General features: G+C 50.7%; 5 protein-coding genes. All 5 read right to left on the bottom strand.

All coding sequences use genetic code 11. The features are described 5' to 3' along the window. Window positions 1–38 precede the first annotated feature (38 nt). Window positions 39–2,504 carry an ABC transporter permease gene (locus tag BWI97_RS10350; RefSeq protein WP_102200962.1) on the bottom strand — a complete coding sequence of 822 codons (2,466 nt, stop codon included), beginning with the start codon at window positions 2,502–2,504 and terminating at the stop codon, window positions 39–41. Between the two features lie 56 nt (window positions 2,505–2,560). Beyond that, window positions 2,561–4,945: an ABC transporter permease gene (locus BWI97_RS10345; protein WP_102200961.1), complete on the bottom strand. Its 2,385-nt coding sequence runs from the start codon at window positions 4,943–4,945 to the stop codon at window positions 2,561–2,563. A gap of 42 nt (window positions 4,946–4,987) precedes the next feature. Beyond that, entirely contained in the window at window positions 4,988–7,387 is a 2,400-nt protein-coding gene (locus BWI97_RS10340) for an ABC transporter permease (protein WP_102200960.1), read from the bottom strand. A 170-nt stretch (window positions 7,388–7,557) separates the two neighbouring features. Continuing rightward, window positions 7,558–9,933, bottom strand: coding sequence for an ABC transporter permease (locus BWI97_RS10335; protein WP_102200959.1), 2,376 nt, complete (start codon window positions 9,931–9,933; stop codon window positions 7,558–7,560). 197 nt (window positions 9,934–10,130) lie between these two features. Next, window positions 10,131–12,506: an ABC transporter permease gene (locus tag BWI97_RS10330; protein WP_102200958.1), complete on the bottom strand. Its 2,376-nt coding sequence runs from the start codon at window positions 12,504–12,506 to the stop codon at window positions 10,131–10,133. Between the last annotated feature and the right edge of the window lie 78 nt (window positions 12,507–12,584).

Raw genomic sequence — 12,584 nt, 5'->3', positions numbered from 1 at the left:
TAAGTCTGAGTGGTTTCAAGCTTTGTACTGGAAATGGACTACTCGGTTTTCAGGGCTTTCACCGGGTCCGCATTCGCCGCCCGGATCGCCTGCGTACTCACCGTTAGCAAGGCCACCAGCAGAGCCAGTATACCCGCCGTTGCAAACAGCCACCAGCTTAGCTCCGTACGGTAAGCAAAGCCATTCAGCCATTCCCGCAGAAAATACCACGCCGCCGGAGCCGCCAGCAGGAAAGCCAGTCCGACCAGAATCAGAAATTCTTTGGAGAGTAACGCCACCAGTTGGGAAACCGAAGCTCCCAATACTTTCCGGATACCGATTTCTTTGGTACGTCGCTCGGCAGTAAAGGTGACTAACCCAAACAGGCCCAGACAACTGATAAAAATGGCCACTCCCGTAGCTAAATTGGTAAGCTTTACCAGATTCCGCTCTTTGTCATAGAGCCTGGCAATTTCATCGTCGAAGAAGGCATACGAGAAATCCTCGCCACGGTACGTTTCATTCCAGAGCTGTTTGATCTGAGCCAGCGTAGCATCGAACGCCTGAGCACTGCCCGTCTGTAATCGCACGTTGAATTGGTATAGGCTACTAGGGCTGTTGGTCATCAAGGCTGTGGGCTGAATGGATTCGTGCAATGAACGACCGTGAAAATCCTGTACAACCCCCACCACCGGAATCTGGGCACCATTCCCGTATTGCAGGAATTGGCCAATGGCTTCCGCGGGTTGTCTGAAACCCATCTGTCGGGCCAGGGTTTCGTTGATAACCAGTTCGTTCGTGGTATCGCTTTCGGCGAAATTTCTCCCCGCCAACAGATGAAACCCGAAGAGATTCAGGTATTGCGTATCGCCGTCCTTGCGGTACACATTAATCGATACTTTCTGTTTGTTGCGAACGGCGTTCATCATGGATGAACTGTACCCTGAAGAAATCGGCGACTGATTCGCCAGACTGACCTGTTTAACGCCCGAAAGTTTTCGGATACGATCGGCCAGCGTCATGCGTTGATTCTGATCACCGGTCCAGAAATATTTACTCGGTACCTGAAAAGTAACGATGGCCTCCCGGTTAAAACCCAGGTCTTTCTGAATCATGTACTGCAATTGCCGACTGACGAATAAAGCTCCAATAATGAACAGTTGGGCAATCACAAACTGCGAAATGATGAGTACCCGACGAAGCCCAATTTTCCCGGCCTGCACAGAAAGGTTCGAACCGCGGAGCGTAAGAACAGGCGAAAAACGGGAGATCAGCCAGCCCGGATAAATGCCAGAAAGCAGAGACGTAAGCAGTGCCATTACCAGCAGGAACAGCCAGAAAGTAGGCTGGCTTAAGTCAAGCTCCACGCCCGACGGTATCAGTTCACTCAGGTAGATCAGACCCAACTCAGCCAGAGCCACCGAGAGCAGAACGGCTACGACGGTTACCAGCAGCGTCTCGCCGAGCAACTGCGAAATAAGATGACTGCGGCGGCTGCCCAGGGTTTTGCGAATACCGATTTCCTTGCCACGTTGACTGGCCTGGGCCGTAGACAGATTCACAAAATTGATGGACGCCAGCAGCAGCAGAAACACACCCACGGCAGCCAGGCCATACAGGGTAGGCTTGTGGGCTACCCGAATGCCATTGGCGTAGGTTTGATTAAAATGAACGTCGGACAGAGGCTGTAAATTAAACCAGCGTTTCCACTCGATGGATAAATCTCCGGAGTGGCTGTCGGCCAGTTTTGTAATCTTTTGAGCCAGTTGATCAGGGTTGGTACCGGGCTTGATTTTTACCAGGCATTGGGACGAACCATTGGTGTTCGTCCAGGCATCAAAACCGTAGTTTTCGCGACGTTTTTTGCTGGCCGTAAGGGTACTCAGCGATAAGTAGGCCGGATATGAGAAGTCACTTCGCTCAACGGCATTTTTGACAAGGCCCGATACCGTCAGTTCCAGCGTATCCCGGTAGGAAACAGCCCGTAGGGTACGACCCAGTAAGGCCGCCGATGCCGCTCCGAAATAACGTTCAGCCAGGCGTTGCGTCAGGACGATCTGATTAGGTTTGGCGAGCGAAGTCTGAGGCGAGCCTGCAATCCATTCAGTCGGTAGAATCTTAAAGAATTGAGCATCCGTAAAGATGAGCTCGGAAGACGATTCCTTCGTTGCTGGAAAGAGTACGGGAGTTTGCCGCGAACGTGGTACTTCGATCTGCTCAAAACTTTCCAGGTGAACGTGTGCTACGGTTTCCAAACCCGTTACCTCCCGACGAATGCTTTCGGGGATAGGAGCTGAAACGCCAGCATTATGCCCCGGATCGTCGCCAAATTTGAATTCTGTCACGAGCCGGTAAATCCGATCGGCATCGGGCGGGTGCCGATCAAAGCTAAATTCAAAATTAACTAATAGGAAAATGACAATACAGGCCGAAATCCCTACCGCCAGACCCAGGATATTGATACTGGTCGTCAGTCGGTTTCGCCAGAGCGTGCGGAGAGCAATTTTAAGGTAATTTTTGAACATGATATAAAGGTTGGAAAGGGGGCTCTTAGACCCCCTGATCAATAAATCTGAACGAGTTACTCATTTTTTAAACTCTTCACCGGGTCGGCATTGGCTGCCCGAACAGCCTGCGTAGAAACGGTCAGAATGGCTACGGTCAGAGCAATCAGTCCGCCGATTCCAAACGTAAGCCCGCTGATGTGGGCCTTGTAAGCAAAGTCTTCCAGCCAGCGATTGAGGGCATACCAGGCCAGGGGGGAGGCAATAGCGAACGCAATGAGAATCAGGGCGACGAAATCTTTGGAAATGAGGCTGGTAATATGGAACACGCTGGCTCCCAATACTTTTCTAATCCCGATTTCTTTCGTTCGAACTTCTACAGTGTACGTAGCTAACCCAAAAAGACCCAGGCAGGAAATAAGAATAGCGATCATGGCGAACAGGTTGAAAAGTGTTCCGGTCCGCCGTTCCAGCTCGTGTAGCCGCTGAAAGCTCTCTTCGACAAAATGATACTCAAAGGGCTGGTTTGGATACAGGCGTTTCCACACTTTCTCCGTTTCCGCCAGGGCTCGCGAGGTACTCGCCAGGGAGGCTTTCACGTAAAACGTACGCTGCCAGGAGTGATCGTAGAACAAAATGGCCGGAGCGATGGCTTCGTGAAAATTGCGGAAATGAAAATCTTTCGCAATTCCAATAATTTGCCCGGTTCTCCCCCGAAACGTAATGGCTTGTCCGAGATAGGGCGGCTTCAACCCCAGGGTTTTGATCGCTTTTTCGTTGAGAATAACGTGAGCCGTATCCATGCGTACGGCATGACTGAACCAACGGCCTTCTACCAGTTTGAGGTTGAAGATAGGCTGGAACTCAGGTTCAACCGACAACGCCGAAACGGTAGGGTTGAAGTCTTCCGCCTTGCCTTTCCACTCCAGATTACCCGCCATACTGTTGGGGTTGTTTTCAAGCGGAAGACTGGTCGCGGTTACGCCCTCAAGGACAGTCAGGGAACGAAGCTGGGTTTTGAACGCTTCCCGCTCCGTACGGTTTCTGACCTCATCGGAAGGGAGTTCGAAGCTGAAAATTCCTTCCCGGGCATACCCCGGATCGTGCGTCTGGATGAAACGGAGTTGTTTGAAAATACCCAGCGTGCCAATGATCAGGGTAATGGAAATGGTAAACTGCAGAATCACCAGTGCTTTTCGGAAGTGCGTTGTTTTCGTTCCCAGGAGCTGGTTGCCTTTCAGAACCTGCATGGGCTGAAAGGAAGAAAGCAGCAGGGCCGGATAAAGGCCCGATAGAAAAATGGTCACCAGCCCTGTTCCCAGCAGGATGCCCGCTACACCGGGATCGCTGAGGGTAAACACAAACTGTTTTCTCGTAAAGTCATTAAAAAAGGGTAACAGCAGTTCGACCAAAGCCAGTGTGAGGCACAGGGCTAGAAGCGTGAAAACCAGCGATTCCGTCAGAAACTGCCCAAATAAGCGGCCCCGTTCGGCTCCAATCAGCTTCTTGATGCCCACTTCCTTGGACCGGGTACTTGCTCGGGCGGTGGACAGGTTTACGTAGTTGATGCAGGCAATGATGAGAATCAGTAAGCCAACGATACCCAGAATCTGCGTGGTACGTTCATTGCCGATGGCTAACTCATCCCGCTGAAACCCTTTGGCAAAGTGGATGTCGGTCAGTGGCAAAAGGCTGGCAATAGTGTGCGTGTCTTTTTTGTAGGTACGAAAGAGGTTTGTCAGTTTCGCTCCGATGGCTTTGGTACTGGATCCAGGCACCAGTTGCAGGAACAGTTGATAATTAAAGTTTCCCCACTGGCGATCGTTGGCGGCGTCTTCCGGATTTTTCAGGAGTGCCGCAATGGGCAACATCAGATCGAACTGAAAGCTGGACTGGGCCGGATTATCCCTGACGATGGCTTTGACAACATAGTCCGTGGAATCGAGGCGAATGGTCTGACCAATAGCCGCAGCAGCATCCCCGAAAAACGTTTTTGCTTTGGACTGGGTCAGAACAATGCTGTTGTAGTCCTTGAAAACAACTTTGGGACTACCCATGACGAAGGCGTAATCGAAAACCTCAAACCAGGTTGAATCAATATACGCGACGTTCGACTCTTTGAAAAGCTCATCGTTTACCCGAAATACGAGGGGGCTCCAGGGCTTCTGAAAACGGGTTATTTTTTCAATTTCCGGAATTTGCTTCTGGGCGAAATCCCCCATGATCAGGGGTGAGTTGGACCACGTCCATGTATCCTGCGGACTGATTTTAAGCGTATTGGTAACCCGATAGATCTGACTCGCCCGTTGATGATAGGTATCAAAACGCAGTTCATTCTGCACCCACAACAAAAGCAGAATCGAAGCGGTCATCCCGAGGGCCAGGCCCCCGATATTGAGTCCCGAATACATTTTGTTTCGCCACAAATTGCGGAAGGTGATTTTGATATGGTTTTTCAGCATAAGGATAAGGGATTAGCAAAAGCAAACAGGAATACGGAGCATTTATTCACTTTTCAGACTCTTCACCGGGTCCGCATTCGCCGCCCGGATGGCCTGGCTGCTGACGGTGACAAACGCAATCACCAGAGCGATGAACCCCGACACAGCAAACGCTACCCAGCCCATTTGAATACGAATGGCGTAGGCCTGCAACCAGTCCTGCATGAAATACCAGGCCAGCGGAAACGCGATGACATTGGCAATCAGTACCAGTCTTAAAAATTCTTTCGACAAGAGTATCGTAATGCTGGATAAGCTGGCCCCCAGGACTTTACGGATGCCAATTTCCTTGCGGCGGGTTTCCACGGCAAAGGTAGCCAGCCCAAACAGGCCAAGGCAGGCAATCAGAATGGCCAGACCGGTAAAGGCCGTCAGCATCGTGCCCAGTTTACTTTCGGCTTTGTACAGAGCGTCGTAGGCTTCGTCGAGGAAGTAGTACTCGAAGGGATATTCCGTCTCGTATTTTTTGAATACCGATTCCACGGCGGCCAGTCGGGTGGTTACGTTGCCGCCAGCGGCCAGCTTCAGGTACAGGCAGCCGCCGTAGGTCATCAGTTCTCGTGTTGTATCGGCTACTACCGAAATGCCCAGTCCGCCCTGTGGGTGCTTGCTGGAAAAAAGGTTGAAATCTTTGACGACTCCCACCACTTCGGCAGGCTGGATGCCCAGCTTGATTTTTTCGCCAATCGGGCTTTCCGAAAATCCGAACTCTTTCACCGCTGATTCATTCAGAATCAATGAAGGAGGATTGGCCGAATAAGGCCGGGAGGGCTTGATTTTCCAGGGTACATTCATGGTCTGGAAAAAGGAATTATCCACGGCCGTAATCTGGAAAGAAATCTCCTTTTTGGTAATCGGCGACTCCGTAAAGAACATGCTCACGCCACCCTTGAACAGCGGCCAGCTCGCCGCCGCTACGTTCTGAATCCCCGCCTGTTGCCGGAGTTCCTGCTTGAATGCGGCGTAATGAGGAATCATCGTCTGAGGAACGGTAATTACCACAATCCCGTCGCGATCCAGTCCGATATTCTGATGCCGGAGAAAATCAAGCTGGTTCTTGACAATCAGACTGCACACAATCAAACCAATGGAAACCGAAAACTGAAAGATGGTCAGGACGCGGCGAATGTTGATCCCATTTGCTTTTGAAAAACGTCCTTTCAATACTTCGGCCGGAGCAAACCGGGAGAGCAGCAGAGCCGGATAACTGCCCGCCAACAGCGTACAGGCCACCAGCAGACCCGCCAGTAAGCCAATAAAGAGCGGCGTACTCAGGAAGGTATCGCTGATGTGAAGATCCAGCCACTGAAAAAAGAAAGGCCGTAAGGCTTCAACCAGCAACAGACTCAGCCCAAAGGAAATCAGGGTAATCAATACGGATTCGGTATAAAACTGAGCGGCCAGATTACTCCGTAAGCCACCAAGTACTTTCCGTACGCCTACTTCTTTGGCTCGCTGGGTAGCCCGGGCCGTAGTCAGGTTCATGTAGTTGATCAGGGCCAGTAGCAAAATACCCAGGGCAATGCCTGTAAACAACCCGTGGTACTGCTGGGAATGATCCACCATGATGCCGTGCAGATGAAGATCGGTGAAAGGTTCTAAAATAAACTCTTCCGTTTTTTCACCCTTTTTAACGGGATGATCTTTCAGGTGCAACTGACGAATCAGCCGTTCTACTTTCGATCGGTGTTCGGCTTTCGTCAGCAGAAAATACGTCTGAAAAGCCCCGCCGCCAACGTGACTGTATTCCAGTTGCTGGCGTAATCCACCGTCGTAAGAAACCAGATTTTTTTGCGTGGCGAAGGAAATGAGTGCGGAGAAGGAAAGCGTACTGTGCGAAGGCAGGCTTTCCAGCACGCCGGTTACTTCCAGCGGTAGTTTGTTATCGTAGACCAGCGTTTTACCCAGTGGATTAGCCGCTCCAAAGTACTTCCGGGCTAATTCCGGGGAAAGCACAATCGTATTGGGCCTGGTCAGGGCCGTGGCCGCATTTCCTTTTTGTAGGGGGTACGTAAAGACAGTCAGAAAGGAAGGGTCGGCAAAGAGAAGCTGATCCTCGAAAGAGTGGAAGTTCGTGGCCGTTTTCAGGACCGTTCGCATGGAAGGTCGCGTACGAACCGTTGCTTCCACCAGATCCGGTCGGGCCGCCTGCGTACGCGGTCCCAGTTGCACCGACAGGGACTGGGTCTGAATGTGCGTTTCACCGTAAGGCATCCGGTCCATCGTCTGGAAAATCCGATCACCGTTCTGATGAAACGTATCGTAACTGTATTCATGAACGACGTACAGCAGAATCAGAATACTGACGGCCAGCCCAGTGGCGAGTCCGCCAATGTTGAGCAGACTATATAGGGGATTCCGTCGGAGATTACGCAGGGCTATTTGCAAATAGTTCTTCAGCATAGGTTCTGGGATCAAGGGTAGTGAAACAGTACCTAGAAAGTCATGCCTTAGGGATCGATAAGTGAATAAGTATATGATTATCAGGAGTTTGTGTAAATAAAGATGTCCATTTACGAACAGTCAACTGTTCGTAAATGGACATGAGTACCGGTTTCGGAATCGATAATGGACTACTCGCTTTTCAAACTCCGTACCGGATTCATCAGAGCGGCATTAATCGCCTGGTAACTGACCGTGGCCAGCGTAATCAGCAGGGCTCCGATGCCAGCGGCGGCGAACACCCACCAGCTTAACTCGGAATGGTATTCATAACGAGCCAGCCAGTTATTCATGAAGAAATAGGCAATGGGTACGGAGAGGCCGAATGAAATCAAAACTAGCCAGACAAAGTCTTTTGAAAGCATACCCCAGAGATTGAATACCGAGGCCCCGAGTACTTTCCGAACGCCAATTTCCTTAATCCGCTGCTCCGCGACGAACGAGGCCAGGCCGAATAAGCCCAGGCAGGAAATGAAGATGGCCAAACAGGCAAAGAACGTGGCTAGTTTTCCAACCCTTTCTTCGGAAGCAAATTTCCGGGCGTACTCTTCGCTCGAAAACTTATAATCGAAGGGAGCATTCCGATCGTGCTTTTTGTAGATTTCTTCGATCTGGCTCAGGGCCTGGGTCGTACTGACCGTTGGGCTAATTTTAATGGTAATGATGCCCGCCCAGCCGGGATTAAAGGTAAAAATGGTTGGCATCGCGGCGTGATACGGCGAAGTCATCATGACGTTTTTGATAATCCCGACTACAGTATAGTCTTTGCCGTTCCATTTGATGGTTTCACCAACCAGGTTTTTCTTGCCTACGTAAGCCGCCGCCGCTTCATTGAGCAGAAGGGCGGAGGAGTCCGTAGCGAAGGCATCCGAGAAATCACGGCCCGCAGAAAACTGCAAACCCATCGTTTTTCCATACCCTGAGCTGACGGCTACGACGCCAAACAAGGCCTGTTTATTGGGGTCCTTGCCCTTCCAGTCAAACCCAATCTGGTTGGAATACAAATCCGTGATGGGGCTGGATGATTTAGTAACGCTGGCTACGACCCCGCTGCCCAGTAATTCGGTACGGAAGGGTTCGTAGTTTTTGCGAATATCTTCGGTATTCATGGTCAGGGTAATAAGCCCGTCCCGCGAGAAGCCAATGGGTCGATTTTTGGCAAACTGAATCTGCCGGAACACGATGATCGTTCCGATGATGAGCGTTACCGAAACGGTAAACTGAATGACGACCAGCACTTTACGGGGTAGCGAAGCGTAGCGTCCCACTCGAAACGTACCCTTGAGTACCTTGACGGGCTCAAAGGAGGATAAATAAAAGGCCGGATAACTTCCCGCAATGAAACCCGTGAAGAAGGTAAAACTTAGCCCAATGAGCCAAAAGATCGGATTGTTCCAGGGGATCGATAAATGCTTGCTGGCCAGATCGTTAAAAAGGGGTAGCGAACTCTCCACCAGAAAAATAGACAGAATAAAGGCCAGTAGGGCGACCAGCAGGGATTCGCTCAGAAACTGACCAATCAGTTGCGGACGTAGGGAGCCAATGGCTTTCCGGATGCCCACTTCTTTAGCTCGTTTTTCACTGCGGGCGGTACTCAGGTTCATGAAATTGATACAGGCCAGCAGGAGTACAAACGCCCCGATGATCCCAAACAGCCAGACAAACTCAATACGGCCCCCCTTGATGACACCATCCTTAAATTCGGAGTACAGGTGCCACTTCGCCATGGGGTGCAGGAAGATTTCCGGCTTGGCGGCATCCTTGGGATTGTGACGTAACTTGATGTACTTGATTTTAGCCGATACCTGATCGAAATCGGCATTGGGCTGTAGCATGGCGTAGGTTTGGAAGGAATTATTATCCCATTGCTCTTCGCCCCGTTTTACCCAGGGCTCTACGGTCAAGTACAGTTCCCAGGGCAGTAAATAGGAAACATCGGCCAGTTCCGTATTGGCGGGCAGGTCTTCGTAAACGCCGGTTACTTTTACTTCCGTCTGATTATCGCACTTGACGATTTTATTGATCGGATCTTCCGCTCCAAACAACGCTTTCGCTACGGATTCGTTGAGGAGAATCGAATGCGGATCCCGCAGTCCCTGCAAGGACCCTTTCACCATGTGCAAGGAAAACATCGTCGGGGCATCGGCTCCGATGTAATTTCCTTTTTTCGTGAACTTGTTGTCTTTGTAAGCCAGAATGTGATCGAAGGTCCAGGAGCTGGGAACCACATATTTGAAGTCGGGATACTTGGCTCGCAGTTCCAGGTGCAGGGGTACCGGCACGGCGGTCTGCGTTCCCTTGCGGCCATCCCAGGTCTGGTGCTGCATCACCTGAGCAATGCGATCGTAATTTTTGTGGTAACGGTCGAACGTCAGTTCATCCCAGATCCAAAGCCCAATCAACAGCGTAACCGCCATGCCCGTAGCCAGTCCGACGATGTTGATGAGCGAGTAGGCCTTATTCTTCAGTAAGGCACGAATAGCGACTTTAAAGTAGTTACGAAGCATAGGATAGGGAGCAGGAATGAAGAAGAAAATCCGGTTATTCCTACCAAGGATGATAAAGTCGCCTTTGGCGTTGCATACCCTTTCAAATACTGTATCCTTTTTGGGATCGTATAACTAATTACTCTGATTTTAGGCTTGGTTGTTGCCGCCTGAGAGGGCTGACGGAGTATAAACCATCCCGTCAGCCTTGACGTACTTCATTCCGATTTCAGACTCTTTACCGGATTAATCAAAGCCGCCGATAAGGCCTGATAACTTACTGTCAGTACGGTAATCACCAGAGCCCCCAGACCCGCGGCGAAGAAAATCCAACCGGAGATGGTCGTCCGATATTCATAGTGATCCAGCCAATTGTTCATGAAATAATACGCAAGCGGCACGGAAAGAAGGCAGGAAAGCAAAACCAGTGTTACGAATTCTTTCGACAAGAGTTGCCACAGATTTAGCACGGAGGCCCCGAGTACTTTCCGAATGCCGATTTCCTTGGTTCGCTGTTCGGCTACGTAGGAAGCCAGTCCAAATAAACCCAGGCAGGAAATGAAAATGGTGAGTCCGGCGAAGAAGGAAGTAAGCTGACTAATGCGATCTTCCGTGGCAAACTTCCGGGCGTATTCTTCGCTGACAAATCGATAATCGAACGGACTTTCTGGATTATATTTTCGAAATACCTGCTCGATGGCGGCCAGCGACGTACGCATGGGTAGCTTCGGATTAATCCGGATGTTGATGTAATTGACCCAGCCGTAATCCAGCGTATACAGGGTGGGGCGGGCGGTACTAAAGGGCGAATCCATCACCATATCCTTGATGACGCCGATGATTTGATAGGTTTTTCCACCCTTTTGAAGCATTTCTCCGACGGGATGCTGAAAGCCGATTTGTTGAACGGCCGCCTCGTTGATCACTAGTCCGAGCGTATCCGTCGAATGGCTTCGGGAGAAATTACGGCCCTGTACAAACTGCCAGCCCACGGTAGAGCCAAAATCGTGGGTAACGGCAATGTAGGCAAACAGCGGTTTCGTATTAGGGTCTTTACCTTTCCAGGTAAAATCAAAATTGACGGACTGTACCCGCGTGGGTGCACTGGAAGATTCGGACATCTCCAAAACGGCTCCGGTCTGCAACAGGTCATTCCGGATGGCGTCGTAGTGTCCGTACAGATCCGGCGTATTCATGGGCACGGCAATCAGTCCTTCCCGCGTATACCCCACGGGCCGCTCTTTGGCAAATTCAATTTGCCGGTACACGATGATGGTGCCAATAATCAGCGTAATGGATATGGTGAACTGTACCATCACCAAGGCCTTACGGGGCAAGGCCGAAAAACGTCCGGCCTGAAAGGTACCTTTGAGCACTTTGACCGGTTGGAAGGAAGATAAATAGAAGGCCGGATAACTACCCGCCAACAAAGCCGTAATCAGGCAAAAGCCGAGCGTAGTGGACCAGAAAACGGGATTGTTCCAGAGAATGGATACATGCTTATTCGCCAGTGCATTAAACCAGGGGAGAGCCAGTTCAACCAGCCCCAGACTCAGTACTAAAGCAATGAAAACCACCAGGAATGATTCGCTGAGAAACTGGCTGATCAGCTGCGTACGTACCGAGCCGATGGCTTTTCGAATGCCCACTTCCTTGGCTCGTTTCTCGCTGCGGGCTGTACTCAGGTTCATAAAATTGATACAGGCCAGTAGTAGGATGAAGAAGCCAATCAATCCAAACAGCCAGACGTACTGAATGCTGCCACCCGTGTTGACGCCGTTCTTGAATTCTTCGTACAAGTGCCATTTTGCCATCGGATGCAGAAAAACTTCCGGGCGAGAAGTTTGCCGGGTTTTTACGGCCAACAGGGGTTTGAGTTTAGCCGAAACCTGATCCAGCTGAGCCTGGGGGCTGAGTTGTACAAACACCTGGAAGGAGTATTCCTGCCAGTCAGTTAGATTTCGTTTCACCCATTCTTCGCTGGAAACGTATAAATCCCAGGGTAAAAGGAAGGTCAGGTTATGGAAGGAAGTATTGGAAGGCAGATCTTCGTAGACCCCGCTCACCTGTACCGATAGTTGGTTATCAATCTTAATCACCTGTTCCATCGGATCCCTGGTACCGAAAAGGGCCTTGGCGAGCGATGCAGAAAGCAGGATGGAAGAAGGGTTCTCCAATCCCTTCCGGCTGCCCGCCAGCATGCGTAGACTCAGCAAGTCCGGGGCATTGGGCTCCATAAAACTACCGTCGGACTTCAGTTTTTTCGTCCCCGATGAAAGGACGTGATCATCATTCCAGGAAGAAAGAACCACGTGTTTGAAGTCCGATCCGTAGGTGTTACGCAGCTCCGCCGCCACGGGAATCGATACGGCAGGCCAGGTCTCTTTCTGTTGTTGAAGGGTCTGGTGCTGCATGACCTGAGCAATGCGGTCGTACTGCTCGAAGGAGCGATTAAACGAAAGTTCGTCCCAGACCCAAAGTCCAATCAACAGCGTTACCGCCATACCAATGGCCAGTCCCAGGATATTGACTACGGAGTATAATTTGTGCTTGAACAGATTTCGTAAAGCGACTTTGATGTAGTTGCGTAGCATAGCTTGTTGATTGCGGTGGAGCGAACCCACCCGTCTGTCAAACGTGAACGAACCTCTTCTTTAGGAACCGTAGAACGG

This window comes from Siphonobacter sp. BAB-5405, from assembly GCF_002872335.1.
Lineage (GTDB): Bacteria > Bacteroidota > Bacteroidia > Cytophagales > Spirosomataceae > Siphonobacter.
Note: the sequence above shows the minus strand (reverse complement) of the source record. Positions and strands in the feature narration are given on the sequence as shown.